The 25,281-nt window shown below is 65.2% G+C and carries 26 protein-coding genes and 1 pseudogene; 15 read left to right on the top strand and 12 right to left on the bottom strand.

Annotation, left to right across the window (positions count from 1 at the left end):
* Positions 1 to 127 precede the first annotated feature (127 nt).
* The 3 genes from ACOGXA_RS01965 to ACOGXA_RS01955 are packed head-to-tail and all read left to right on the top strand — an operon-like array spanning position 128 to position 2,036.
* On the top strand, positions 128 to 349 hold the full coding sequence (locus tag ACOGXA_RS01965) for an antitoxin (RefSeq protein ID WP_419925607.1): 222 nt from the start codon (positions 128 to 130) through the stop codon (positions 347 to 349).
* Positions 340 to 753 (top strand): PIN domain nuclease, encoded by a 414-nt coding sequence (locus ACOGXA_RS01960; protein WP_419927029.1) that lies wholly within the window; start codon positions 340 to 342, stop codon positions 751 to 753. Before ACOGXA_RS01965 ends, ACOGXA_RS01960 begins: the two co-directional genes overlap by 10 nt.
* 23 nt (positions 754 to 776) lie before the next feature.
* A complete protein-coding gene (locus tag ACOGXA_RS01955; RefSeq protein ID WP_419925606.1) occupies positions 777 to 2,036 on the top strand; it encodes a sulfotransferase family protein in 1,260 nt (419 codons plus the stop codon).
* Between the two features lie 17 nt (positions 2,037 to 2,053).
* Here the strand turns inward: ACOGXA_RS01955 and ACOGXA_RS01950 are convergent, their stop codons facing one another.
* Complete coding sequence (locus tag ACOGXA_RS01950; RefSeq protein WP_419925605.1) at positions 2,054 to 2,644, bottom strand: PaaI family thioesterase; 591 nt, start codon at positions 2,642 to 2,644, stop codon at positions 2,054 to 2,056.
* Positions 2,645 to 2,746: 102 nt separating this feature from the next.
* Entirely contained in the window at positions 2,747 to 3,544 is a 798-nt protein-coding gene (locus ACOGXA_RS01945; protein WP_419925604.1) for a glucose 1-dehydrogenase, read from the bottom strand.
* Positions 3,545 to 3,625: 81 nt separating this feature from the next.
* Between ACOGXA_RS01945 and ACOGXA_RS01940 the strand changes: the two genes are divergently transcribed.
* The gene (locus ACOGXA_RS01940) at positions 3,626 to 4,819 is read left to right on the top strand and encodes an amidohydrolase family protein (protein WP_419925603.1); all 1,194 of its coding nucleotides are present in this window, start codon (positions 3,626 to 3,628) and stop codon (positions 4,817 to 4,819) included.
* On the opposite strand, the gene ACOGXA_RS01935 is transcribed toward ACOGXA_RS01940, so the two are convergent.
* Positions 4,816 to 5,712: an oxygenase MpaB family protein gene (locus ACOGXA_RS01935; protein ID WP_419925602.1), complete on the bottom strand. Its 897-nt coding sequence runs from the start codon at positions 5,710 to 5,712 to the stop codon at positions 4,816 to 4,818. The genes ACOGXA_RS01940 and ACOGXA_RS01935 overlap by 4 nt on opposite strands.
* An 86-nt stretch (positions 5,713 to 5,798) precedes the next feature.
* Between ACOGXA_RS01935 and ACOGXA_RS01930 the strand changes: the two genes are divergently transcribed.
* Entirely contained in the window at positions 5,799 to 6,644 is an 846-nt protein-coding gene (locus ACOGXA_RS01930) for an SMP-30/gluconolactonase/LRE family protein (RefSeq protein WP_419927028.1), read from the top strand.
* A 98-nt stretch (positions 6,645 to 6,742) separates the two neighbouring features.
* Entirely contained in the window at positions 6,743 to 7,534 is a 792-nt protein-coding gene (locus ACOGXA_RS01925; protein WP_419925601.1) for an SDR family NAD(P)-dependent oxidoreductase, read from the top strand.
* Here the strand turns inward: ACOGXA_RS01925 and ACOGXA_RS01920 are convergent, their stop codons facing one another.
* On the bottom strand, positions 7,535 to 8,893 hold the full coding sequence (locus ACOGXA_RS01920) for a phosphotransferase family protein (protein ID WP_419925600.1): 1,359 nt from the start codon (positions 8,891 to 8,893) through the stop codon (positions 7,535 to 7,537).
* Positions 8,894 to 8,986: 93 nt separating this feature from the next.
* Here ACOGXA_RS01920 and ACOGXA_RS01915 point away from each other — a divergent pair, with 93 nt between their 5' ends.
* Together ACOGXA_RS01915 and ACOGXA_RS01910 are read left to right on the top strand one after the other, a co-directional pair.
* Positions 8,987 to 9,307, top strand: coding sequence for a hypothetical protein (locus ACOGXA_RS01915; RefSeq protein ID WP_419925599.1), 321 nt, complete (start codon positions 8,987 to 8,989; stop codon positions 9,305 to 9,307).
* Positions 9,308 to 9,384: 77 nt separating this feature from the next.
* A complete protein-coding gene (locus ACOGXA_RS01910) occupies positions 9,385 to 10,689 on the top strand; it encodes an MFS transporter (protein WP_419925598.1) in 1,305 nt (434 codons plus the stop codon).
* 3 nt (positions 10,690 to 10,692) lie between these two features.
* Here the strand turns inward: ACOGXA_RS01910 and ACOGXA_RS01905 are convergent, their stop codons facing one another.
* Genes ACOGXA_RS01905 through ACOGXA_RS01895 form a run of 3 tightly spaced genes read right to left on the bottom strand, consistent with a single transcriptional unit; the run spans position 10,693 to position 12,740 of the window.
* Positions 10,693 to 11,241, bottom strand: a complete 549-nt coding sequence (locus ACOGXA_RS01905; RefSeq protein WP_419925597.1) for a UGSC family (seleno)protein — start codon at positions 11,239 to 11,241, stop codon at positions 10,693 to 10,695.
* A 14-nt stretch (positions 11,242 to 11,255) separates the two neighbouring features.
* Positions 11,256 to 12,269: a hypothetical protein gene (locus ACOGXA_RS01900; RefSeq protein WP_419925596.1), complete on the bottom strand. Its 1,014-nt coding sequence runs from the start codon at positions 12,267 to 12,269 to the stop codon at positions 11,256 to 11,258.
* A gap of 9 nt (positions 12,270 to 12,278) precedes the next feature.
* Complete coding sequence (locus ACOGXA_RS01895) at positions 12,279 to 12,740, bottom strand: Lrp/AsnC family transcriptional regulator (RefSeq protein ID WP_419925595.1); 462 nt, start codon at positions 12,738 to 12,740, stop codon at positions 12,279 to 12,281.
* 215 nt (positions 12,741 to 12,955) lie between these two features.
* Between ACOGXA_RS01895 and ald the strand changes: the two genes are divergently transcribed.
* The gene (gene ald, locus ACOGXA_RS01890; protein ID WP_419925594.1) at positions 12,956 to 14,089 is read left to right on the top strand and encodes an alanine dehydrogenase; all 1,134 of its coding nucleotides are present in this window, start codon (positions 12,956 to 12,958) and stop codon (positions 14,087 to 14,089) included.
* A gap of 10 nt (positions 14,090 to 14,099) precedes the next feature.
* On the opposite strand, the gene ACOGXA_RS01885 is transcribed toward ald, so the two are convergent.
* The gene (locus ACOGXA_RS01885; RefSeq protein ID WP_419925593.1) at positions 14,100 to 15,617 is read right to left on the bottom strand and encodes a GMC family oxidoreductase; all 1,518 of its coding nucleotides are present in this window, start codon (positions 15,615 to 15,617) and stop codon (positions 14,100 to 14,102) included.
* Complete coding sequence (locus ACOGXA_RS01880; protein WP_419925592.1) at positions 15,607 to 16,386, bottom strand: enoyl-CoA hydratase family protein; 780 nt, start codon at positions 16,384 to 16,386, stop codon at positions 15,607 to 15,609. The genes ACOGXA_RS01885 and ACOGXA_RS01880 overlap by 11 nt, the downstream gene beginning before the upstream one ends.
* A 43-nt stretch (positions 16,387 to 16,429) precedes the next feature.
* Here ACOGXA_RS01880 and ACOGXA_RS01875 point away from each other — a divergent pair, with 43 nt between their 5' ends.
* From ACOGXA_RS01875 to ACOGXA_RS01865, 3 genes are read left to right on the top strand one after another with little or no spacing between them, the layout of a single operon-like run.
* A complete protein-coding gene (locus ACOGXA_RS01875) occupies positions 16,430 to 17,581 on the top strand; it encodes an LLM class flavin-dependent oxidoreductase (RefSeq protein ID WP_419925591.1) in 1,152 nt (383 codons plus the stop codon).
* Positions 17,582 to 17,597: 16 nt separating this feature from the next.
* A complete protein-coding gene (locus ACOGXA_RS01870; RefSeq protein ID WP_419925590.1) occupies positions 17,598 to 18,044 on the top strand; it encodes a hypothetical protein in 447 nt (148 codons plus the stop codon).
* Positions 18,041 to 18,451 (top strand): MaoC family dehydratase, encoded by a 411-nt coding sequence (locus tag ACOGXA_RS01865; protein ID WP_419925589.1) that lies wholly within the window; start codon positions 18,041 to 18,043, stop codon positions 18,449 to 18,451. The genes ACOGXA_RS01870 and ACOGXA_RS01865 overlap by 4 nt, the downstream gene beginning before the upstream one ends.
* Here the strand turns inward: ACOGXA_RS01865 and ACOGXA_RS01860 are convergent.
* Together ACOGXA_RS01860 and ACOGXA_RS01855 are read right to left on the bottom strand one after the other, a co-directional pair.
* Positions 18,448 to 19,311, bottom strand: a complete 864-nt coding sequence (locus ACOGXA_RS01860; protein WP_419925588.1) for a metal ABC transporter permease — start codon at positions 19,309 to 19,311, stop codon at positions 18,448 to 18,450. The two genes, ACOGXA_RS01865 and ACOGXA_RS01860, sit on opposite strands and share 4 nt — an antisense overlap.
* A 36-nt stretch (positions 19,312 to 19,347) precedes the next feature.
* The gene (locus ACOGXA_RS01855) at positions 19,348 to 20,343 is read right to left on the bottom strand and encodes a metal ABC transporter substrate-binding protein (RefSeq protein WP_419925587.1); all 996 of its coding nucleotides are present in this window, start codon (positions 20,341 to 20,343) and stop codon (positions 19,348 to 19,350) included.
* A 62-nt stretch (positions 20,344 to 20,405) separates the two neighbouring features.
* Between ACOGXA_RS01855 and ACOGXA_RS01850 the strand changes: the two genes are divergently transcribed.
* A complete protein-coding gene (locus ACOGXA_RS01850; protein ID WP_419925586.1) occupies positions 20,406 to 20,876 on the top strand; it encodes a Fur family transcriptional regulator in 471 nt (156 codons plus the stop codon).
* Positions 20,877 to 20,886: 10 nt separating this feature from the next.
* Positions 20,887 to 22,464, top strand: a complete 1,578-nt coding sequence (locus ACOGXA_RS01845) for an acyl-CoA dehydrogenase family protein (RefSeq protein ID WP_419925585.1) — start codon at positions 20,887 to 20,889, stop codon at positions 22,462 to 22,464.
* A 4-nt stretch (positions 22,465 to 22,468) separates the two neighbouring features.
* Here ACOGXA_RS01845 and ACOGXA_RS01840 read toward each other — a convergent pair whose 3' ends face one another.
* Positions 22,469 to 23,251, bottom strand: coding sequence for a TauD/TfdA dioxygenase family protein (locus ACOGXA_RS01840; protein ID WP_419925584.1), 783 nt, complete (start codon positions 23,249 to 23,251; stop codon positions 22,469 to 22,471).
* Positions 23,252 to 23,446: 195 nt separating this feature from the next.
* Here ACOGXA_RS01840 and ACOGXA_RS01835 point away from each other — a divergent pair.
* Positions 23,447 to 25,240: pseudogene (locus tag ACOGXA_RS01835) on the top strand (S8 family serine peptidase); the annotation flags it as partial.
* Positions 25,241 to 25,281 lie beyond the last annotated feature (41 nt).

Below are 25,281 nucleotides of genomic sequence, written 5' to 3'. Positions count from 1 at the left end.
GAAGCTTCTACAACCCCCAGGGGCTCAGATACAGCACTGCTATCCCGCGGAAACCGCCCCTTCTGACGACGCAGTCGGCTGCCACTGTTATGATATCGGTGATATCAACGGCAATGGGGTCGCACCGATGGGTGACATATTGATCCGAGGGGTACCTGACGACTTGGTGGTGGAGATCGATGCCAAGGCGTCGAGCGCTGGGCTGTCCCGGGCCGAGTATCTAAGACGAGTGCTCGCTCGAGAATGCACCAGAGGGCACGGTCGGACAACAGTGGCTGATTTGGAGCGTTTCGCAGAGCGCTGTGCAGACCTCGCTGATCCTGAAGTGATGGCCAAAGCCTGGTCGTGACTGGCTGGCTCATCGACAAGTCTGCCTCTGTGCGATTGGCGAGCAGTCCCGATGTTGAAGAGTGGACGTCAAGAATTCAGCGCGGCCTAGTTCGAGTTACGACACTAACCCAACTTGAAATCGGGTTTTCGGCTCGTTCAGCCGAGGACTACCGCATAACCCTCGAGGAACCCCCGCTGGCCGAGATGCCCGTGGAGTACATAACACCTGCAATTGAAGACCGAGCCTTGGAGATTCAAAGGTCTCTGGCAATTCTCGGCCGACACCGGGCACCGGCGATCCCCGATCTCCTGATCGCCGCTACTGCCGAATCTGCTCAGCTCACCGTGCTTCATGTGGACAAGGACTACGAGCTGATAGCCGAAGTCACCGGCCAGCCAGTGGAACGGCTTCGGCTGCCATAGACCCCACCGCTATTCTGCCGGGCGTGAGCGACCGACCAGACCCTATCCGCATTGAAGACCTCGTAGAACCGGTACTTGCTCCTGAGATCGCTCAAATGATGGAGCAGACGGCGCCCATGGCCGATCAGATCGAGCTGAGCCCCGAGGCGATTCTGGGGGCGGCCACCGCTCAGACCGGGCTCAGCGACTTCGGCCCCGACGAGTTCCGGGCCCCGCTCGAAGTGCTGTGCCGCTCATTGGACACCGAAGCCGACCACTCCCCCATGGGCCGGGTGAGCAGCTTCAGCCAGCTCACGGCGTTTGCGGCCAACCGGCTGCGCACAGAGCAGTACATCAAGGACCACCCCGATGCCCTAGATGTGCCCATCGACCGTCCCATCGTGATCGCCGGACTGCCCCGCACCGGCACCACCCATTTGCACAACCTCATCTCCGCCGACCCCGCACTGCGGTCTCTGCCCTGGTGGGAGGCCATGGAGCCGGTTCCCCCTCCCGAGGAGGCCGGAACCGCAGAAGGCCGCATCGAGCGGGCCAAGAGCGGCCTGGTGATCCTCAACACGGCCATGCCCCACTACGCCCGCATGCACGAGATGACCTGGGATCACGTCCACGAGGAGATCCACCTGCTGGGCATCGATTTCTCCACCATGCTGTTCGACTGTCTGGCCGTGCTGCCCACATGGCGGTCGTACTACAAAGAGCACGACCAGACCCCCCACTACCAGTACCTGAAGCGGATTCTCAAGGTGCTCACCCACCAGCGCCCGCCCCGGGAGCGCTGGGTGCTCAAGTCGCCCCAGCATCTGGAGCAGATAGGCCCATTGATGAACGTGTTCGGCGACGCCACCGTGGTGTTCACCCACCGCGATCCGGTGTCGATCACCGCCTCGTTCGCCACCATGATCTGCTACTCGGCCCGCATGAGCGCCACCCATCCGGTTGACGTCTGCGGCATCGGCCAGTGGTGGGCCCAGCTCATCGCCGACATGCTCCAGTCGTGTGCCGACGACCGCGACCTCGTTCCCCCCGAGCAGTCCATCGACGTTTTGTTCCACGAGTTCATGGCCGACGACGTGGCCATGGTGGAGCGCATCTACAAGCTGGCCGGCCAGCCGTTCACCGCAGAGGTCAAGGCGGCCATGGACGCCTACATGGCTGGTCATCCTCGGGGAAAGCACGGTCGGGTGATCTACGACCTGGCCGACTTCGACATGACCGCACAAGAGCGCCGCCAAGCGCTCAGCTTCTACACCGACCGCTTCGCAGTCGAGCTAGAGCACTAGCCCAGCTCTCTCGAGCCTCACGGGCTGTCGATGAGCAGTCGGTCGGCCCGCACGAAAATACCCTCGGCAGTGGCGGTCACTGTTCCTTCGCACACCATCTCACCGGAGACGTGCAGCTTCCGTCCTTCGCCGCCCGTCGGCCAACCCCGCAGAGTGATGTCTTTGAGCAGCGGCGTGGGCCGCCGGTACACCACTTTCAGCGTGCCGGTGTAGCCGCCCTTGTCGTTGACCACGTTGACCACCCCCAAGAGCTCGTCGAACACCATGGCGATGATCCCGCCGTGGACCATGCCCGGCGGGCCGGCGAAGACCGGCGACAGGTTCATTCGCCCGTGGACCTCGTCGCCCTCGGCCCAGAACTCGGCGGGGGGCGAGGCCGGGTTCAACCGTCCGATGATCGGGCTGTATGGGAAGAACGCCATCGGGTCACGCGATTCAAACCCGGCTTCCAGATCGCCCATGACCCCCTGGTGGTGGAGCCCCTCCATTTGCTCGGCCTCCAGCAGTCCTGCCGCTTGTTCCAGCATTTCAGCGGCCTCTGCCACCGCGTCGTCGCCAACCGCAGTGACTCTGGCCGCGTTCAGCAGCCGGCGGGCCGCTCCGGCCAATGCCAGCCGCTCAACCCCAGCACCGTAGTCGGGGCTAGAAGCAGCGCTAGGGGCTTCCCAGAGGGGTTTTTCGCTCAAGGGTGTGCGGGCGCCGGGCGCCGATTATCCGGGGCTGTACCCGTACTCGACCACATGGTCGGTGCCGGGCAGGCCGGGGGTGACCACCCCGGCTCGCCATCCGCCGTCCACGTTCAACTCGGCGCCGGTTACGTACGACGCCTCGTCGCTGGCCAGGAAAAGGGCGGCGCAGGCGATCTCGATGGGTTCGCCGACTCGGGGAATGGCCTGGAAGATGTAGGGCTCTTTCTCCGCCCGAGGATCATTCATCGGATTGCCCATAGGAGTGTTCACCCCGCCGGGGTGAATGGAGTTGACCCTGATGTCGAACCGGCCCCACTCGATGGCCGCCGTCTTGGTCATGCCCCGGATGGCGAATTTCGAGGCGGTGTAGCTGATGAGGCCGTTCTTGGACTGCTGGCCGTCGATGGAGCTGATGTTCACGATGGAGCCCCCGCCGGCCATCTTCATGGGCTCAAGTGCCGCCCTCATGCCCAAAAAGGTGCCCACCTGATTGACGTTGATGACCGCCATGTAGTCCTCAAGGGTGGTTGCCTCAATGGCAGCCGGCCTGAGGATGGCCGCGTTGTTGACCAGAACCGTCAGCGGTCCCATGTCGGCGGCGGCGTCCAGCGCTGCGCCCCAATCGGACTCCCGGGACACGTCGAGGTGTACGTAGCGGGCATTCTCGCCAATGCTGGCAGCCACCTGCTCGCCGTCTTCGTCTAGGACGTCCCCCAGCACCACTTTGGCGCCCTCTGAGGCGAACAGCCGGGCCTCGGCCTCACCTTGCCCCCGAGCAGCCCCGGTGATGATCGCAACTTTTCCGTCCAGCCGTCCCATCTCGGTTTCTCCTTCATTGATCGGGCGGTGCTTGCCGGCGCCACCCTACTTGCCATCCTCATGCCGCCCTAACCTGTGCCCATGGATATGGGATATCGGGTGTTCGACGCCGACAATCACTACTACGAGCCCCGAGACGCCTTCACCCGATACATCGACCCTGCCTTCGCCGACCGGGCAGTGCGGCCTGTCATCGAGCCCGACGGCGCCGAGGATGTCTACATCGGCGACCAGCGGTTCACCTTCTTGGAACACCGCAGCTTCGACACCGCTCCCAAGCCGGGAATGCTCCGGGAGATGCTCCAGGCCATGAAGCAGGGCCAGGGTGGGGGCAGCGCGGTCAAGAGCAGTCAGGTGTCCGAGCCCCACCGCCCCGAATACGTGACGCGGGCCGCCCGGGTCGAGGTTCTCGACGATCAGGGCGTGGAAGCCGCGGTGCTGTTCCCCACGCTGGCGGTGTGCGTGGAGCACTTCATGGTGGACGACCCCGACTTGCTGTACGCCAACCTGAGGGCCTTCAACCGCTGGTTGGACGACGAATGGGGCCTCAACCGGGACGGGCGCATCCACGCCCCTCCCCTGCTGTCGCTGGTGGATCCCGACCGGGCGGCAGCGGAGTTGGAGTGGGCGCTTGACAGAGGGGCTCGAATCGTGTCCCTGCGCCCCGGACCGGCCGGCGGCCGCAACCTCGCCGACCCGGTCTTCGACCCGTTCTGGGCTCGGATCAACGAGGCCCGGGCAGTGGTCGGATTCCACATCGGCGAGTCGGGCTACAACCAGTCGATGTCGGTACACTGGGGAGAGGCGCCCAATCCCCCCTCGCACCGGCAATCGGCCTTGCAGTGGACCTGCTTCTACGGCGACCGCCCCATCATGGAGACGATCGCCGCCCTGATCTACGCCAACCTTTTCACGGCATTCCCCAACGTGCGGGTGATGAGCGTGGAGAACGGCAGCCTGTGGGTGGACTACCTGATGGCCGCCATGAACAAGATGAACCGCATGGGCCGCAACGGGCCGTGGCTGCGAGGTCCGCTGACCGAGAAGCCCAGCGACATCTTCCGCCGCCATGTGTTCGTGTCGCCATACCATGAGGAGCCGATTGCCGAGTTGGCCCGCTCCATCGGGGCCTCGCAGGTGCTGTTCGGCTCCGACTGGCCCCACGCCGAGGGCCTGGCCGAACCGCTGGACTTCACGGAATCCCTGGTTGGCATGTCCGATGCTGAGATCCGGATGATCATGCGCGACAACCTGGCCGGGCTGGTGGCCCCCTAAACGACTCCGTCCCGCTTGTCGCGGAAGAGCCGGGGATCGTAGGCCACATCGCACCGCTCCAGTGCCGCCTGCCACGCTGGGCTGTTCATCATCACCCGCCGGAGCCCGAGGATAAGCGCAGTGGCGGCCACTCGGGCGCCAGGGGCGGCCGTCAGCCCCAGCAGTGTGGTCAGCCGACGGGGAATCGTGGAGATTGCCCCGTTCATCAGTACCTGGTACCCCGTCCGCTGGGCCGCGGAAATCGGGGGTTTCCGAAGGAATCCGATGGCGTCGCGCATCCCCGGACTGGATGCCAGAGCAGGGTGCCCGCATATCCAGGTCCTCAACTCGGACGCCGTTGCCGGCAGGGGTGATGCTCCCAGCATCTCCCCCACCTTCGTCTGCTCGACCACGAATTGGTCGGCTTCTGCTTCGGTCAAGCGGCCTCCGAAGCGCTGGTAAGCCTCCAAGAAGGAGTCGGTGAGGGAGTTGTGAACCCATGCGGCCAACTCCGGGGTAGATGCGCTGTAGGGCTGCCCGCGGTGCGAGGTGCCGCTCACGCCTTGGTGGGCCGTCTTTACCAGCTCGACGGCCTCGGCCACCTCGGGCATGGCGCCGTAGGTGGCCGATGTGACATAGAACGATGTGCGGCTGAGCCGGCCCAAGGGATCGTCTCGATAGCGGCTGTGGTCGTCCACCCCGGCCACCACCTCCGGGTGAGCGGCCTGGATCAACAGCGCCCGGATACCACCGACGAACACGCTCACATCGCCGATCACCCGCCAGCTCACTGAATCGGGGCCGCACAGTCCCGGATCGCCGGGAAAGTCGCCGGTATGCCTCAGCGGCATGTCGGCGTGGGCGAACATGCCCCTTACCGAGTTGACCACTCGAGTCTTCGCCCAGTGCAACATGGCTACTCCACCTTACGACCGTTCCAGATCGGTGAGGTCTATAACAGGGCGCCTGTTCACAGTCGCTATTGTCCCCCGGCATGGAGATGCTTCCCAGCCCTGAGCCCTTCGTCGGCGAAATCGATTTCGGCGAGGGTCCCCGGTGGCACGATGGCCGGCTCTGGTTCTCGGACTTCTATCAGTACTCCGTGAACGCCGCGTCGCTGGACGGAACCGTCGAGGTGATCGTCGAGGTGCCCGGCCAGCCTTCAGGCCTGGGGTGGATGCCCAATGGCGATCTGCTGGTGGTGTCGATGCGCGACCGCCGGGTGCTGCGCTACGACGGCACCGCGCTCCATGAGCATGTCGACATCTCCGGGATCGCCACTTCGCTCTGCAACGACATGACCGTGGATGCCGAGGGTCGGGCCTACGTGGGCAACTTCGGGTTCGACCTGCACGGCGGTGAGGATGTGGCCGCCGCCACCCTGGCATTGGTGCAGCCCGACGGTACGGCTGAGGCTGCGGCCGGCGACTTGCTATTCCCCAACGGCGCGGTGATCACCCCCGACGGCGCCACCTACATCGTGGGCGAGAGCTTCGCCAGCCAGTTCACCGCGTTCGACATCGGGCCGGAAGGCCGGCTGGAGAACCGGCGGCTGTGGGCTGCGGTTCCCGGCACCATCCCCGACGGGTGCTGCTACGACGCCGAGGGAGGCATCTGGTACGCCGATGCGGTGGGCCGGGCCGCCCTGAGGGTGCTTGAGGGGGGCGAGATCACCCACCGGGTGGAGACGGAGCTCAACTGCTTCGCAGTAATGCTGGGAGGAGACGACCGGCGCACGCTCTTCTTGGTAACGGCACCGGGATCCCATCCTGATGAGGTGCAAGGCCTTGGCCAAGCCCGGATAGAGACCGTTCGGGTGGAGATTCCCGGCGCCGGGCTGCCTTAATTCACCGCAAGAGGACCAAGGAGCAAGATGATGAGATTTTCTGTAAGGGTGGCCTTGGTCGCCGGAGCAGGATCGGGCATCGGCCAGGCCACCGCAGGATGAGCTGGGATCCGTCGGGCCAAAGGGTGCTGATCACCGGTGCCTCCTCGGGCATCGGGGCCGCCTTGGCGGTTGAACTGGCCCGGGGTGGGGCATACGTGGGCTTGGCCGCCCGCCGGGGCGACAGGCTCGAACAGGTATTGGGCGCGGTGCGAGACGTCGGCGGCGACGGCTGTTGGTGGACGCTGGATCTGGCCGACCTCGCCAGCGTGGCACCGTTTGCCGAACGGGCCTGGGCTGATATGGGGACCATCGATGTGCTGGTGAACAACGCGGGCGCCCCTCGGCGGCGGTCGATGAAGCGGCTCACGCCTGAGGAATTGGACGAGACGATGGCGGTGAACTTCACCGGTTCGGCTCGGCTCACCCTGGCTCTTCTGCCCTGCATGCTGGAGCGGGACTCAGGGGCCATCGTGAATGTGTCGTCTATGGGCACACAGTCGATGGCGTTTCGAACCGGGGCCTACGCCGCGGCCAAGGCTGCGCTAAATCTGTTCACAGAAGGACTGTATTTCGATTTGGCCGGAACCGGCGTTAGAGCCCATTTGTTCACCCCCGGCTCTACCGCCACCGAGTTCTCCACCCCGAAGCCGGGGAACGACGACCCGTTTCCCCAGCCGCCTGACGCCTTCATGGACCCGGTGGATGTGGCCCAAGCGCTGATCGCCAAGCTGGGCAACGACGACTTCGAGGGGTTCGCCGCCCCCGCCCTGCTTGAGACCGCCCAAGCCAAACGACCCGACCCCAACGGCTATCTCGTGCAGGCGATCGAGATGATGACTCGTCGCTAGCTAGTCGATTCTCGAGAAGGTCCGGCCGGGGAACAAGTCCACCACTGGCTTCCAGAGATACTCCAAGCGCCAGGCCCGACGGGCCAGATAGCGGAGCACATCGGCCTCATTTCCCGCATCCTGGTCTTGGATGGCTTTATCCAGATCCATCAGCCCATCTTCGAGCGTGTCGGACCGGCGGCCAATGAGGGCGGCGATCTCATCCAACTCGATGGCGGCCAGCTGCGGGCCGATCTGCTTCTGGCGATCCAAACACTCCACCAACAGCGTGGCGTGCTCCAAGCGGTGGCGGGGGTAGTCGCCCTCCACCGCGGGCAGCACCTCATCGCGCAGGTTGGCAATGACGACTCCTTCCAGCGAGCCGGCCATCTCATCGTCGGGAAGCTCGGGTCGCTCCAACTCGATTCCCATTGCGTCGGCCAGCGCCTCGCACGTGGCCCGCTCACAGATGTAGCGGTAGGCCCAGTTCATGCCGTTGGGCATCTGGGGATCGTTGATCACGGTTATACGGGCCAGCGACACGATTGATCGCACGAACTGCTGCACTCTGTAGTAGCGCACCGAGTCGAGGTGTACCGGGAAACCGGACAGTTCCTGGTAGCGGCGAAAGATCGGGCCAAGACCCTCGTCCGGGGTCGAAGGGCAGAAGAACTCCCGTGTGCAGATGTTGCCGAAGTCCTCCATGGGATCTCCGAAATGGGCCCATTCCCAGTCGACGATGGCGCTTACCCGCCCGTTCAGGAACATGAAATTGGCCGGTCCGGTGTCGCCCTGCAACAGGCTCACCCGGTCGAGCCGCTCGGGAACATGGTTCCGAATCCACTGGAGCGAGAAGGTGTAAAGCGGGTCGGTCACCATGCCGTCGAGAAAGCGCTCCACAAAATCCACCTCGCCCAACGCGCACTCCGCCGACGTGGTGGGCACCGGCATGTGATCGAGTCCCAGCGAGTCGGGGTCCAGGGAGTGGAGCAGGGCCAGTTGCCCGATGAAGTCCTCGAGCACCGAGGCCTGCTCTTCGGGCTCGGCGTTGTCCAAGTCGGCCCGCCCGGGCATCCGCTCGTGCAGGGCGGCCTGGAGATCTTCATTCCACCCGCAGATAGCGGGCACCTTCATGCCGGTCTCGACCAGTGCGGTCTGCACTTTGGCCTCGCTCTTCACCGAATGGGTGCCGCTGCCGTCGCCCTCACGGTCGAGGCGCAGGAAGTACTCGGCCACCGAACCGTCGGAGCGGGTCACATCCACCACCCACGCCTCTCGCCGGGCGATGTGGCGCTTCAGATGGGTGACACGACCGCCTCCCGCCTCGGCGATCCAGTCGGTCATCCCATCGGGCAAATCGTGTTTGAGCTCCTCAGCCATCCCGATGGCTTACCACGCCCCGCCCACCGGTGTCGCCGCGCGATCCGCCCTCGCCCGCTGCGGTTGCGCCCGGCCACGCCTATGCTTCGCCATATGAGCGACGAACGAGTATTCGGCGATGTGGCCACCAAGCTGCTGATGGAGAACGATCGGGTAAAGATCTGGGAGATGCGCCTTGACCCTGGCGAGCGGGGCGATCTCCACCGTCACGACCACGACTACGTGCTCGTTCAAGTGTCGGGCGACAAGATTGCGGGAGATTTCGAGCCGGACACGGCCGGGGAGTTCTCCGGCCTGGTGGAGGGCGACGTGATCCCCGGCCAGCCCATGTTCATCTCCAAAGGCGGCATTGAGGCCGCGGTCAACACCGGCGCCGAGCCCTACTACGAGATCTTGATCGAGCTGAAAGGCTGAGCTCTCCAACAACTCATCAACAGCCGCACGATGCGGCGTATGCCTGGCGGCTGCTGGTAACCCTGCTCGCCGGCCAGGTGGTGTTCGGCTCCACCATGACCATCATCGGGGCCTCTCTGTCGGACATCTCGGAGAATCTGGGCACCACCAACGCCACGCTGTCGTGGGCGGTCTCCGCCCCGTTCCTGGGCTTGGCTGCGGGAACCACGGTATTCGGGACACTGGGCGACTTGTGGGGCCATCGGCGGATGCTGATCCTCGGCCTGATGGCGTTCACGGCAGCTACCGGGGTGTGCGGGCTGGCCTGGGATGCCTTGAGCTTCATCGGCTTTCGGGCGTTGGTAGGGCTGGGCGGCGCCATGATGATTCCCAACGGAATGGCCATAATGATGGCCGCATTCCCGGTAAATCAACGGGCTCGAGCCATGGGCTGGTTCCAATTTGCCGCCGTGGGAGGCCCGGCCATCGGCTTGGTCACCGGCGGAGCTCTGGTGGACGCGTTGGGCTGGAGGGCGATTTTCGCGGTCTACACGCCCATCGCGGCAATCGGGCTGATCGCCGCGGTCATGGTGGTGCGCCCTTCCCATCCCGGCCAGGCCAAGCCAGTCGATATCGCGGGCGCCCTCAGCCTGGTGTCCGCGGTGGTCGTCTTGATGGTGGCTCTGGACCGAGGGGCCACCCTGGGCTTCGCCCACCCTTTGGCGTTGGTGCTCTTGGCCCTCGTGCCGGCAACCATTTGGGCGTTTGCGGCTATCGAGCGGCACACGTCTCACCCGATGGTCCCGCTTGAGTGGTTCCACCGCCGGAACTTCGCCGGGCCGGCGGTGGCCTCGGCCACGGCCAATGCGGCCTATATGGGCGGGTTTATCCTCGCTCCCCAGCTCTTGCAGGAGCGCTACGGGTACACGCTGACGGCGGCCACTGTGTTCCTGGTTGTTCGGCTGATCTCTTTCAGCCTCAGCTCGCCGGTGGGTGGTCGGCTGACCGCCACCCGGGGCGAGCGGTGGACGTCGTGTTTGGGAAGCGTGATGGTGGTTTTGGCAATGGTGTCTTTTGCCGCCGGAGCGTTGGTCGACGCTGTGGTGCTGGTAATTGTGGGCCTGGCGCTGGCCGGCGGAGGACTGGGCGTGGCCGGGCCGGCGTACCAGGTGTCGGTAGTGGGGGCAGTCCCGATGGACCGTCTGGGGGCCGCAACCGGAATGTTCCAAACGCTCACCAGCCTGGGCACAGCCGCCGGGGTCCAAGTTCTGGTGCTGGCCGTGGGCGAGAAGGGCACGGGAGCAGCTTTTGCCGGCGCATTTTGGCTCGGCGCGGCGGTTGCCGCGGTCGGCGTTTTCGGGGCGCTGGCTATTTCTTCAACCAACCCCGCTGCGGCGAAGTAGCGGTCAGCTCTGGCCGGTCAGCGCGGCCAAGACCTTGGGGGCCATGATCTCGGCTAGCTCGAGGCACTCCTCTTTCGACCAGATGGCGATAGGGATCCACGGATAGTCCACGGTGAGGAACTCGTAATCGGGGCATCCGCTCACCCGGGCGATGGCCTGGGCTGAGCCCCTCATCTCCTCGTGGACGATGGCGACGCTGGGAACGCCGGCCCACTCCAACTCCACTGCGTCCCGCAAACTGCGGGCACTGCAACTGCCTCAACCACCGAATCCGGTTATGGCGACGGTGGCCTCCTCGGTAAGCCGGCTCCAATCCCCGGGGTCGGGCGGAATCGACACCGAGCCCTTCACCACCTTCAGCGGGGCTTGCGGATCGCTCAGCTTGGCCAGCTCGTCATACAGGGCATCCAGGAAGATCTCCCCCTCGCCGAGGCCGTTGGCCACGAGGGCGACCACCGCCCCGTCCAGACTGGCCGGCCGGGGAGAGAAATCGTGGTCGTCGGTGCGGTCGAACGGGCCGGATGTGGGGTCGAGGCCGATGAGGGCAGTCATATTCTCAGATTACCTTAATGGCGCTCGTCCGGGCGGCGGGTGGCCTGGGAGATGGGCTCGGTGATGGCGAGGGCCAGGTGGGGCAACAAGAGCCAGCTGGCGCCCATGCCGGCGCCTCCGGCGGCCACGACCAGGATGCCCTCGGGTTTGCCGATGCGGGCCATGCGGTCGGATGCGCTGGTGGCGGGCGCGTTGAGCCGGGGCCACAGGTACTGCTGGACGTCGGCTTTCGACCACCCTTCTGCGATGAAGAAGCGATGGTGCTCGTGGCCGATCACGATCACCACGTTGCCGTCCTCGCCCAGCCAAGAGTCACCGGCGATACCGTTGGCCCGGATGTTCGACACCAGCGTGTTGCACACCCCCTCGGCGCTTCGGCTGGTGAAGTCAGTGGCCTCAACCATCTTCATCAGCGAGTGAACGGTTGCCGCGCTCTGCTCGGGGGCCAGTCCCCGCTGCACATGCAGAGGCGCCCAGTCGGAGGCCTCCTCGTTCTCCCCGAAGCAGAAGGAGTAGCGGGCCGGCGTGGAGTAGCTGGCCCGATCCAGGAATCCGGGTATGCCCCGGCACACGTTGCGGATCACCAGGCGCAGCGCCCGGCCGATGGTGGCGTTGGCCCGGAATCCCGGCCCGAAGCAGCCTGCCCCCGAGGCCACTCCCAGCTCGTTGCGCACAGGGCCGTTGACGATCACCACCTGAGCCGCCCCGGAGAGCGTGCCGGTGGTGGAGTGGCAGTTGCCCTTGGGATGCAAGTGAGCCCGCACCGCGGCCACCACCGCGGGAAAGTACTCCGGCAGGCAGCCGGCCATGACCGCGTTCACCGCGGCCTGCTCCGCAGTGCAGGTCACCTCCCGGGTGGGAACAGTGCCCAGCTCCTCATCTCCGGAGAGCCCGGCACAGGCCAAGAACGCGGCCACCTTCTCGGGGGTGGGCGCCATGATGGGCAGCCCGTCGGTCCACCCCCGCTCGAAATAGTCCTCCACCAAGGCTTCGTAGTTGTCGTAGGCGTGTTGGGCGGCCGCGGTCATGGCCCAAAGTTAGAGCTCATGGCGGGTGGTCTCCCATACAGAGCGGATGGCAAAGCTCGACCGGAGGCGGCCCACGCCGCTGAAGCGCGACAAGTGCTGATTGTGGATCCTCTCGAAGTCCCGCTGGTCGGCCACCGCCAAGTGGAGCAGGTAGTCGGCGTCCCCGGCCATCAGATGGCACGACATCACCTCCGGGCACTCCACCACCTCCTTCTCGAACTGGCGCAGGGATGATTCGCTTTGGCTCTCCAAGGAGATCTCGACGAAAACGTCCAAAGAGCGGTTGATGGCCTGCGGGTCGACGATCATCACGTAGTCGGCGATCACTCCGTCGGCCTCTAGCCTGCGGACCCGGCGATAGCAGGCCGAGGGCGACAAGCCCACTCGGTCGGCCAACTCGGCGTTGGACATTCGAGCATCGCCTTGAAGCTCGTTGAGGATGGATCGGTCTGTGGAATCCAAATCCGCCACCGCGCCCACTCCCCTCTCATGCCATCAGATCTCATGCCATCAGAACCCTTAGAGCAGAACTCCTAAAGTCTTGCGCCATAAATTATCCGACTTTATAGAAACAATCGAAGAATATATCCTTTTCCAAGCACTATAGCGACTTATTTTCAAGATTTATTCACCTCTGGCGCGAGTAAGATGTCACCATAGCCTTGGGATCGCGGCGGAGGCAGCAGATGCGCATTGGGGTTCCGAAAGAAATCAAGAACGAAGAGCGAAGAGTCTCTCTGACTCCCGGCGGCGCCGCCGAGCTCGCCGGCCGGGGCCACGAGGTTCTCGTAGAGCGCGGTTGCGGTTCGGGGGCCGGGTTCGCCGACGAGGAGTACACCGCCCACGGTTCTCTTGTCGCCGATTCGGCTGAAGAGGTGTTCGAGTGGGCCGAGATGATTGTCAAGGTCAAAGAACCCCAAGCCGAGGAACGGGCCCTCCTGGGAGAGGGCCAGGTTCTCTTCACCTATCTGCACCTTGCGGCCGACGCGATCCAGACTGCGGAGCTGATGGAGCGGGGCGTCACGGCCATCGCCTACGAATCGGTGGTTGGCCCCAACGGCGGTTTGCCTCTGTTGGCCCCCATGTCGCAGGTTGCGGGACGGATGTCGATCCAGGCCGGGGCCCACTGCCTGGAGTCTTCGGCAGGAGGCCGAGGAGTGCTACTAGGCGGTGTCCCCGGCGTGGCCCCGGCCAAGGTGGCGATCATCGGCGGGGGTGTGGTCGGACGCAACGCGGTGCAGATGGCCATCGGGCTCGGCGCCGATGTCACGGTGATCGACCGCGACGTGTCGGTGCTGGAGGACTTGAGCTCGCGTTATGGCTCGGCTCTGCACACCCTGCACTCCAGCGGAGGCGCCCTAGAGGAGGCGGTACTCGGCGCCGACTTGGTGATTGGCGCCGTGCTCATTCGAGGTGCTCGGGCGCCGCGTCTGGTCACCGCCGAGATGGTGGAGATGATGCGGCCACGCTCCGCAGTCGTCGATGTCGCCATCGACCAGGGGGGCTGCATTGAGACATCCCTGCCCACCACCCACGCCAAACCCACCTATCTGGCCTTCGACGTGGTCCACTACTGCGTGGCCAACATGCCCGGCGCAGTCCCCCGAACGTCGACTTTCGCCTTGGAGAACGCCACTCTTCCCTATATGGCCAATCTGGCCGATCAAGGGCCGATGGAGGCTTTGCGGTCTGATGCCGGGCTGCGAGCCGGGTTGTCGGTCTGCCGGGGACAGATCACCGAGCCGGCGGTGGCCGAGTCGCTGGGGCTCGACCACACCGCACCCGAGCAAGTCCTGGGCCGTGGCCGGCGCGCCGCTTGAAGGATTGCGCCTAGATCAGCTCGGCCATCCGCTCAGCCATGGCGATGACGTTCAGGTTGGTGTTCGCCCTCGGGGTCTCCGGCATTATCGAAGCGTCGCAGACCCGCAGCCCCTCGGTGCCCCACACCTGACCGCGGGGCCCAACCACTGAGGCCCGGTCGTCGGCATGGCCCATCGCGCAGGTGCCTGCCCCGTGGTAGAAGGCCACATGGTTGGCGAACACATGGGCCGACAACTCCTCGCGTGCCAAGCTTGGGGGCAGGAAGACCGGGCCCTCGGCCACCTTCTTGTACGGGGGCGACGAGAGCAGCTCCAATCCCAGTTCGAAGGCCTCAACCAAGCGCTCGAGATCGGGCCTGTGGGCCAAGAAGGGGTAGGTGATGGCCGGCCGGTCTATCGGGTTCGCCGACACCGGGCGGACCGACCCCCGGATCTCCACCTGTTGCAGGGCGGCGTTGAAGGCGAAGACGGTGTCGAGACCCCCAGCCTCGGCTCGGCGCCGGGAATTGGCCGACAGATCGATCGCTCCCACCGGGAAGAGCTGAAGGTCGTTGGCCGGACCCGTCGAGCTGGTGAACCGCAGCAATGTCTGAATGGTGACATCTCCGGGAGAGACCATCCCCGGTTTGGGCGCCGCGAACAGGTAGACGGCCGGGTGGTCGGAGAAGTTGGCGCCCACGCCCGGCCGGTCGGCAACAACGGGGACTCCCATTCCGGCCAGCTCTGAAGCTGGGCCGACACCGGAGCGCCACAGCAGCATCGGCGACTGGACCACTCCGGCAGCCAAGACAACCTCGTCAGCGGGAATTGTCTCCTCCTGGCCGCCGACCACCGTTTCCACCCCAGTTACCCGATTGCCGCCCCAGCGCAATACCCGCGCCAGGCAACTGCCTCGAACCTCCAGGTTGGGACGGCCTCGGATCTCAGGGGTCAGGTAGGCGTCGGCCGCGGACACCCGCTGCAAGCCCCGGCGGTTCCGGGGCAGTGGACCAGCGCCAAACGAGCCAGGAGCGTTGTGATCGGGGATATAGCCGTGGCCCGCTGCGCCGCAAGCCTCATAGAACACCGCATGCACCGGGCTGAGCTCCGCCTCCGGTGTTCGGACGATGGGCAATGGGCCATCGCGGCCATGCCATCTGTGGTCGCCGTCGGGATCGGACTCCAGTCGCCGAAAGCTGCCCAGCACCGCCTCCCAGCGCCATTCGTCAAACCCCCAGCCATCGAAATCAGCCGGCATGGCCCTGACTGCGATGCCGCCGTTGACCGCGGAGCTGCCCCCGATCACCCGCCCCCGGGGATAGGGCTGCGTTCGCCCCCCGGGCAACCTCACCTCGTCGCCCCAGTCGTGGCGGGGATGGGACGACACGGTGATGTCGGCCAGTTCTGGAGGCAGCCGAGTGCCGTGGTCGGGACCGGCTTCTAGGAGCAACACCCGTCGGGCGGGATCCTCCGAAAGTCGCGAAGCCAACACCGACCCCGCCGAGCCCCCTCCCACGATGACGGTGTCGAACGCCCTTTCAGCCTCCACTCTGCTGCGCGGCCTTGTTGGATTCGCGCTCGCCCCGGACGAATGCCTCCCGGGCTTTTTCGCCTTCTCCCATGAGGTTCAGCTCATAGGTGAACCCCTGCTCGAAACGGTAACTGCGGTGTACATCCACCGGATCGATCCCGTTGATCGACCATTTGGCCTTGCGGATCACTCCGGGCGGTTTGGCCGCGATCACTCCGGCCACCCGGCGGGCCTCGTCAATGAGCTGATCGCCCGGCACCACGCTCAGCACCGTGCCCCACCGGTGCAGATCCTCGGCGGCAACCGGCTCACAGCTGTACATCATCCAGCGCATCACCTTCTCGGGCACCAGCCGAGCGGTGTGGGTGGCAGCCCCCAGGGCGCCATTGTCCACCTCGGGCATGGAGAACTTGACTCCCTCGGCGGCCACCACCAAATCGCAGTTGCCCGCGAGGCCGATGCCCAGTCCCAAGCAGAAGTCCTGCACCGCGGCGATAACCGGCACCGCGCAGTCGTACACCGCGCCGAAGGCCTCATAGCAGGCATCGCCAGTGCCCAATACCCCCTCGAAGCCCTCCATGGCCTGCATCTCTTTGATGTCGACCCCGGCGTTGAACCCCCGGCCCACCGCGGTGAGGATGACGGCCCGCACGTCGGAGTCGGATTTGAAGCCCCGGAAGACCTCGGCCAGCCGGTAGGTGTCGGCAATGTTGAGGGCGTTCACCGGCGGATTGTCCATGGTGACAACCGCGATGCCCTGCTCATCGGTCTCAGTGTGAATGGCCACAGTGCGCTCCTTTGCCCGACTCTGGTTCCCGGCGGCTCAGCGTATGCCTACCCCGCGGCGGCTACTAGCTTCTACCCCAATAGACTTCCTGTTCCCAGAAAGCGAGTCCATCTTGCGCATCGGCTATCTGATCGACACCAACCACGGGTACTACGACCAGCCCCTGCCCGAACCCCAAAACGCAGCCGGCGCCCTCGACGCCATGATCGAGGAGGGCATCCTCGCTGAGCAGTCCGGTTTCCACTCCATTCAGGTGCCCGACCGCCATGGCCGCACCGAGTCGTATTTCGGCTCGCCGCTGAACTTGCTGATGATCCTGGCCCGGGAGACCAACCGGGTGGCCATCGGCTCCTACTGCCTGGTCAACACCCTCTACCACCCCATGCTGATAGCCGAGCAGTGCGCCATCATCGACAACATCTCCAGGGGCCGGCTGTACATGACCTGGGGCCGGGGCTTCCATGCCGGCTACTGGGGGCAGTTCGGGGTTCCGTCTGAGCGGATGCTGGGCCGCTACCTGGAGAACGTGGCCGTCATCGACAAGGCGCTGCAATCCAAGGGCGAGCGGTTCAGCCACGACGGCGACTTCTATGAGGTACACGATGGCCTGCTCTCCCCCAACTCCTACCAGCAGCCCCGGTTCCCGTTCTGGGGAGGCGGCCAGCTCCCTGCGGCCATCGAGCGGTGCGGGGTCTACGCCGAGTCGTGGACATGCGACGACTTCCCCATCCTCAAAGAAGTCTGGGACCAGCAGGCCGGCGCCTACCGGGCCAAAGCCATCGAGCACGGAAAAGAGCCGTTCATCGTCTTGATGCGCAAAGCATGGGTGGCCGACACCTTCGAGCAGGCCGCCGAGCAGTACGGCAGCCACTACGTGCCCGAGATGCGCTTCTACTGCGAGCAGGGAATCCTGGCCCACCATCCCGAGTTCGACTCCCCGGAGAAGATCACCACCGAGTCGGCCCGCGAGCACATCGTGGTGGGCACCCCCGCCCAGTGCCGGGAGCGCTTGGAGCAATACCACGAGGAGCTGGGCGTGCAGTACTTCACCGTTCAGTTCCGCATGGTCACCGGCCCCTCCTTCGAGGCCACCCGGGAGCAGATCCAGCGCTTCGGCGAGGAGGTGGTGCAGCCCCTGCACCGCAAGTACCCCGCCCCCGACCATCCGGCCATCCCCGCGGCCTGCCGGTGGTGACCCGATGAGCTCGGCAATGCCAACCCCGACCATCGAAGAGCTAGAAGCCCTGGTGGGCCGGCCCTTGCCCGGAGGGACCTACACCGTAGAGCCGTGGCGGATGTGGTTGACCAACGACGTGGTGGGCGCCCCCCAGCGCACCGACGGCGTCGCCCATCCCATGTTCTGCTACTACGGCGCCATGGCCGGAATGGGCCTCACCATCGAAGAGATGTTCACCTTGTGCTCGGCCTCGGCCGACGACGGCCCCATGTTCGGCGAGTCCGACCTGCAACAGATCCGGCCTCTTCAGATCGGCACCACCTACACCGTTCGGGGCGAGATAACCAGTGCGGTGCGCAAGCAGGGGGCCCGCACCGGCACCTTCGACATCGTGGGCTTCCGGCTGGAGGTTGTGGCCCCCGACGGCGAAGTGTCGGGCGTGGTTACCAACTCCTTCGTCTATCCCAGGAGGTCGGCGTGAGCCCAGCACCAACCCCAGCAGTGGGCGATGAGCTCCCCCGGCTGGTGATCGAATCGGTGGACGCCGAGAAGATGAAGACCATGGCCGCCCTGCTGGGCGACCCCAACCCCATCCACTGGCATGTCGAAACGGTTAAGGATCTGGGCATGGGCGATCAACCGGTGAACCAGGGGCCCAACAACATGGCCTATGTCATGAACATGCTGGGCGATTGGGCCGGGGGCACTGAGCGCATCCAGCGGATGCGGGTGCGCTTCTTGGACAACGTCTTCGCCCATGACCGCTTGGAGGCCGGCGGTACCGTCACCTCAGTGGATGATGACGGCACCGTGGAGTGTGAGATCTGGCTGGCCCGCGACGGCACTCATCCTGTCCTGGCCGGAACCGCCACCCTGCTGTTGGGCTAGGTGGCCATCCTAACGTTGTAGGCCCCGGAGAAAGACCGGATCACCAGCGCGACCAAGAACATCGCCACCGTGCCCAGGGCCATGGTGGCGCCGGCCGCGGTGTCGTGGTGGTAGCTGATGAGCAGGCCGACCACCACGGCGACCGAGCCAAGGACCGCCGCGGTGATCATGATGTAGGGAATTCGGCGAACCAGCATGGCCGCGGTGGACGGTGGGGCGACCAAAAAGGCGAACACCAACAGGTTCCCGACGGCCTGGAACGACGCCACGATGGAGATGGCCAACAGCGCCAGCAAGGCGGCGTGGGCTAGGCGGGGCCGCAGCCCCATAAGACGGGCTTGGACCTCGTCGAAGGTCATCACCAGAAACGCCCGGTGCAGAAGCACGACTCCCAGCAACACGATTCCAGCGATGATCAATTGGCGAATGAGGTCGCTGTTGGTCACCCCGGTGATGGAGCCGAACAGGAACCGCGTGAGGTCGCCGGAATACGCCCCCGAACTGCTGGACATGATCACCACCGCCAGGGCCAAGAACCCCACGTAGAGCAATCCGATGGAGCTGTCGTCGGGCAGCGGCGAATAGTTCCGTATGAGGTTGATCCCCGAGACCATGACCAACGCGGCGATCAGCGCCCCAATCGTGGTGTCGCCCCCTACGATGAAGGCGATGGCCAGGCCGGGCAGCACTCCGTGGGCCAGTGCCTCGCCGAAGAAGCTCATCCCCCGAAGGACCACCCAGGTTCCCACCGTGGAGGTGGCCAGCACGGCCAGCAGCCCCGACCACAGGGCGTTGCGCATGAAGATGTTGTCTATGAAGGGATCGACCCACCAGTCGCCCGGACTGGTCAGAAACTCCATCCCCCGAACTCTAGGTCAATCTCTCCGGATGCCCGGTCAGCCCAGCCCCTCGGCAATCTTCTGGGCATTGCTGCGCAGGTAGCTGATGTAGGTGTCCGAATCGCTCCCCGCCGGGCCCAGCGATCCGGTGTCCAGGGTCACCACCTGCACATCGGCTTCCCGGCCCAGGGCCTCGGCATCTTGAGAGCTGTGGGAGGACTCGGCGAATATGGCGGTAACCCCGGTCTGGCCAATCAATCCGATGAGCTCTTGGAGTTCGGCCGGATTGGCCGCCCCAACGGAGGAACCCCCGGGAATCACCGTCCCGACCAACTCGAATTGGTACCGGTCGGCGAAATAGCCGAGGGCGTCGTGGTTGGTGACCAGGAGGCGCTCCTCATGGGACAGCGGTGTCAGGATTTCATCGATCTCCGCGTCCAGCGCCATCAACTCGCCCCGGTATTCCGATACGCAGGCATCTAGCGCAGCGGAGTCCAGGCCAGCCTCTGAGGCCAGGGCCCCGCTGAGGGCGGGAAGGGCATCGGCAACGCGAATCGGATCGAACCACACGTGGGGGTCCTCTGCCCCGTGGCCATGTTCCTCTTCTTCCTCTTCCTCTTCTTCCTCTTCCTCGTCGTGGTGCTCCAATTCCATGCCGGGGGCGAAACCGATGGTTGCGATGTGATCGGCCATGTGGAACACCGGGGTGCCTGCTTCCTCCACTGCATCAATGGTGTCCTCCAAACCCTCTTCCAAGTCGAGGCCATTGGCCACGATCATGACGGCTGCCTCCATCCGGCCCCGATCCTGCAAGGAAGGCTGGAAGGCGTGAGGGTCCCCGCCAGGGGGAATGAGCGTGATCACATCGGCCAGGCCGTCGCAGGCCACATTGGCCACCACATCGGCCCAAATGGAGGTGGTGGCCATCACCGTCGGCAAGCCGCCGCCCGCTTCGTCGTCGTCATTGCCACACCCCGAAACGATCAGGGCCAATACGGCCACCACGAGAATGAACCCGCCGACTGGCTTGTTGATATCAGTAATCGTTCTCACTCTCGTTACTGTATTTGGGAATGAGTGCCATTCGCAAGCATCTGGTGAGATACTGAGGTCAAATGACTGCCTCGCCCGCCCCCGCGCCTCACAACAAGGACCCCCTTTCCGAGATCCACCTCCAGGTCGGCGTCAGGTTGGACCGGCAAGAGCACCGCTATACCAGCGGGCGGAGACAGCTCGTTGAAGTGCTGGCCCGGGCAGGCCAGCCGATGACGCTGCCCGACATCGTGGGCGCCGATCCGGAGCTGGCCCAGAGCTCGGTGTACCGCAACCTGGATGTACTGGTTCGCTGCGGGGTCATCCGCCGCATCAGCGCTGGAGGCGATCATGCCTACTTCGAGCTGGCCGAGCCGCTGCTAGACCACCACCACCACCTGATCTGCATTAGCTGCGGCACTATCGAGGACATTCGCATCGAAAGCGATGTCGAGCGCCTCGTCGACCAGAGCTTGGCCGATGTCGCTTCCCGATCCGGGTTCACCCCCATCCATCACAGCCTCGACCTACACGGCCACTGCGCCGACTGCTGATTTCCGGCCGATGCGGCTGACCGAGCTCCGACTATGCCCAGAGTTGGCCCAATGGCGCCGTGATGTCCGGGACTTCCTGGGTGCCGAGATGGCCCCCGACAAGACAGCCGACCATGTCGATCCCTCCGACCTCACCGGCTTAGACCGGGCCTTCGAGCGCCGGCACCAGAGGGAGGCCGCACGCCGGGGGATGCTGGCCGTCTCCCTGCCAAAAGGCGACGGCGGCCTCGGCAAGTCTCGGGCCTGGAAGCATGTGTACGACCTAGAGGCCGCCTACCACGGTGCGCCTTCCATCGACACCGGCGTGACGCTGTGCGGATTCGTGCTCTCCCGCTTCGGCACCCGAGCCCAAAAAAACCGTTGGCTGAGCCCCATGGTCGAGGGCGAGATGCTGGGCGCCATCGCCTACAGCGAGGCCGGTGCCGGCAACGACCTGGCCGCCATCTCCACTACCGCCACGCGGGTCGCCGGGGGGTGGGAGTTGTCCGGCGTCAAGTCGCATGTGACCGGGGCCCACAAAGCCGATGTGGCCGTCGTGCTGGCGGTGACCGACCCCAAGGGAAGCGCCCGATCTTCGATGACCATGTTCCTGGTTCCCCTGGACGCTCCTGGGATACAGGTGCGGCGAAGGCCGACCATAAACCGCTGGACCCTTGGTGAGGTCGCATTTCTTCGCGTTCAACTCGACGACGATTTCGTGCTCGGCGAGGTCGGCAAGGGTTGGTCGCAGGCAATGGCCGCGGTGACCGCCGAGCGGGGCTCCCTGGCTCACTATGGATGGGCAGAACGCTGGTTGGAGCGACTGCCGGCGGGAGTTCCCCCGCGGGAGCGGGCCCGGCTGCATGCCACTGCCGCTCGGGTCAGAGCCTTTTCCCAGCGGTTGATCGACTACGAGTTGGCCGGCCGGCCAGTGGGATATGAGGCGTCAGTGGTGAAGGTGACAGCCACCGAACTTCTCCAAGACATCGCTCGGGTCGCCCGGTCTGGTTCCGGACCGGGCGAAACCGACTGGACTGCGATGTTTGAAGAAGGGCCGCCGTTTTCCTACGACGTCCTCGAGGCGATCCATCCAACCATCTCTGTCGGTGCCAACGAGACCCACCGAGACATGATCGCCGCCGCTCTGCTTGACCAGGGACCTCCCGCCCGCTCTCCCCTGCTTGCCACCGGCAACGACAGCGTCGTCGATGCCTGCGCTGACATGGCGACTGACGCCCGCAAGATCATCGCAATAACCGCCCACGATGCCCTTGGGCGACCTCTGTATGGGCAGCAGGTGGGAAATTTCCAAGTGGCGCGCCATCGGTTTGTGGACATGGCTTTGGCAGCCGAAGCAATGGAACTCACCGCCGTGGAGGCATCAAACGCCCCACCCGGCCCCCAGCGCGACTACTTGGTATCAGCGGCCAAGGTGACCAGCAACGAGGGTCTGTTGGATGTCGTAGCCGGCGCCCACCAACTTCACGGTGCCGACGGCTACTACCGCGACCACCCCCTCGCGTCCTATACCCGCCAAGCCTGGAAAGCCCAATCTCAGGGCGGAACCACCGCGGAGCATCTGGAGCGGTTGGCCCGTTTGACCGAGTAGCCCGCTAGACAGGGGCGCTTCCGGCGATAGTGACCCGGTGGAGCACTCGCTCTTCGCCGGTCACATCACCGACTACGGCGTGCTGGGTTGACCGGTTGTCCCAAATCACCAGGTCGCCGTCGCGCCAGCGATGCCGATAGGTGTTCTCGTAACGACCGATTGCCCCGTAGAGGTGCTCCAGCAGCGGGCGGCTCTCTTCTGGTGTCCACCCGTCTATCCGGGTCACGTAGTTGTCGTTGACGAACAGAGCCTCCGCCCCGGTGTCGGGGTGAGTCCTCACCACGGGGTGGACGGCAACAACCGCTTCGTGCTCCAAGCCGGCGTCGGCGGCCAGGCTGGTGCCCTCATGGACAGCAGAAAGGGTGCGGAGCACGGCCTGGAATCCAGGCGACAGCGATGCGAACGCCTTCACTGCGCTGGCGAACATCGTGTCGCCGCCCACCTCGGGCAAAACCCGGGCCAGCAGCAGGGTGTAGGCGTGTGGGTCGCTCATATGGGTTGAATCGGAGTGCCAAGTCTGGGTGATGGGATTCGGGTCGTAGATCTTCATGATCCCCGGATATCCCTCGATCGACGGCACATAGGGGTGGATTGAGATGTCTCCCCACTGGGCGGCAAAAGCGAGCTGGTCTTCAGGGGTTATCGCTCCCTGATCGCGGATGCAGATGACACCGTGCTCATGGAGGGCGTCGCGCACCGCGGCGAATGCAGCGCCGTCGATCTCCCCAGTCAGATCCAGCCCTAGCACCTCCGCCCCCAGTGCCCCTGCCAGTCGCCGGACCTCCATGACGAAGGACTTTAGCCAGTCATTGGATGCCCAATTGCCCGGTCATTGAATTCGCGATGCGGCCTTGTGGACCGACGGCGCTGTCCACCGGACGATCTCCTCTATGGCCGTGCCCACGAGCGAGCGATCGGGAGGTGGGTGCGAACCCAGGCAGTCTTTGAGTAGGGGTGTTGTGGCTGGTCTAAGGTGTTTGCGATGAGGAGTCGGCGGGGCCTCAGGTCTCATTTGGTGCTGCGGTTGGGGGCTGGGGGTTTGGTGTTGGCGCTTTTGGGCGTGACGCTGCACGCCGCGCCGGCGGTGGGCGAGTCGGCGCAGTTCGAGTCGGCGTTTGCCGCCTGGGGCGGGGCGGTTGTGGCCGGGGTTGAGGCGCCTCAGGGGGGCTCTGGCGACGGGCCGGCCCCTGGGGATGACGGGGAGTTCGGTTTAGGCGACGGGCTTGCCCCTGGGGATGATTTGGGCGGTCCGGGGCTGGGCGAGGCTGTTTCGGAGCTGGGTGTTTTGGATTTGGTGGGGGCCGACGGTGTTTGGACGATGATCGACGGTGGCCGCGAGGTTCCGTTGCGGTTGTTGGACGAGTCGGAGGTGGCAGAGCTGGGCGAGGTCCGGTCGTTGGCGGCGTCGTCGGCGGCGAGCGCGTATGCGCCTGGGGCGGTTGGGAACGCGTCGGGTGCTTCGGCGTCGGGGGCGGGTGCGGCGGCGAAGCCGAACACCTGGTTCGTGTCCGACACCGGGCAGCCGCATCTGTTGGTGGGCGGTGTGAACGTGCTTTTCGGTTCGCATGTGGGCGGGCCGGCCATCGAGGCGGTGTGGGGCCGCCATGGCGTCGCGCCCGGGCGGGTGTCGCCGCTGGGCGAGTTGCCCAACGGGTTCTTGGTGAAGACGGTGTCGGACGCGGAGTCGCTGCGTCTGGCGGACGCGTTGTCGGCCGAACCCGGTGTCGAGGCTGCGGTTCCCAACACGTTCACGCCGTTCGAGGTGGGGCCGGTCGCCATGGATGTGGAGGCTTCTGACTATGCCTCGCAGACGGCGGCTGCTAGGCAGCGTTGCACCAAGTACACCGGCCTTTGGGCCGATGAGCTGTCGAGCTGCCAGTGGCACTTGGACGCGTCTGGCGACTACCGGTACGACGACATTTCCCCTTCCTGGTCTTGGCGGAGGGTCAGGGATCCGGTGGCCGATCTAAACCTCGGCGATGTGTGGTCCGCGACGATGGGGGCCGGGGTGACGGTGGCGGTGGTGGACCGTACTTGGAATCCGAACCACGAGGACCTCGTCGACAACGCGGACACCAGCCGGAGCACGAACTGGGGCGGTTTCACCTCGGAGACCACCCGAAGCGGCGCCTATCACGGTACTGCGGTTGCCGGGGTTGTGGGCGCCCGCGACAACGCGGTGGGCGGGCGCGGCGTCGCGCCCCGGGCCACGCTGGTGAACTACAACCTGTTGGACAACTACTCCGAAGCGAGAGCGGTCGAGGCGCTGACGCTCAACATGGAGTCGGTGGCGGTGGCCAACCACAGCTACGGCGCTACGTCCCGCGTTGGGTTTGCTATGAATGGTTTGGCGTGGGAGAGGGCCTTGGAGACCAGCCTCGAGCAGGGGTTCGGCGGCAAGGGAACCTCCCATGTGAAGGCGGCCGGCAACGGCAGCTTCTATCGTGATAAACCGCGCTACTGGTCGGCCCACGAGGAGGCCAACAACTTTCGCGGCATCATCTCGGTGTGCGCGGTGGGCCCGTCGGGGACGTTGGCGTAATACTCCGAGAGAGGCCCCAATCTGTGGGTGTGCGGGCTGTCAAACGGCGGCCCGGGCCAATCGGGGATCTTGGCGCCCATGGGTCAGAACCAATACCGCGACACTTTCGGGGGCACCAGTGCGGCTGCGCCGATGGTGTCGGGGGTGATCGCGTTGATGCGCAGCGTGAACGCCGAGTTGACGTGGCGGGATGTCAAGGTGATCCTGGCCGACACGGCGCGCAAGGTAGACCCGCAAGACTCCCACTGGCTGAGCGGCGCCCGGAAGTACAGCTC

The organism is Candidatus Poriferisocius sp. (genome assembly GCF_965208475.1).
In the GTDB taxonomy this organism is placed as follows: Bacteria; Actinomycetota; Acidimicrobiia; order Acidimicrobiales; family Bin134; genus Poriferisocius.
The sequence above is the reverse complement of the archived record's forward strand: the minus strand, read 5'-3'. Positions and strand labels throughout refer to the sequence as shown.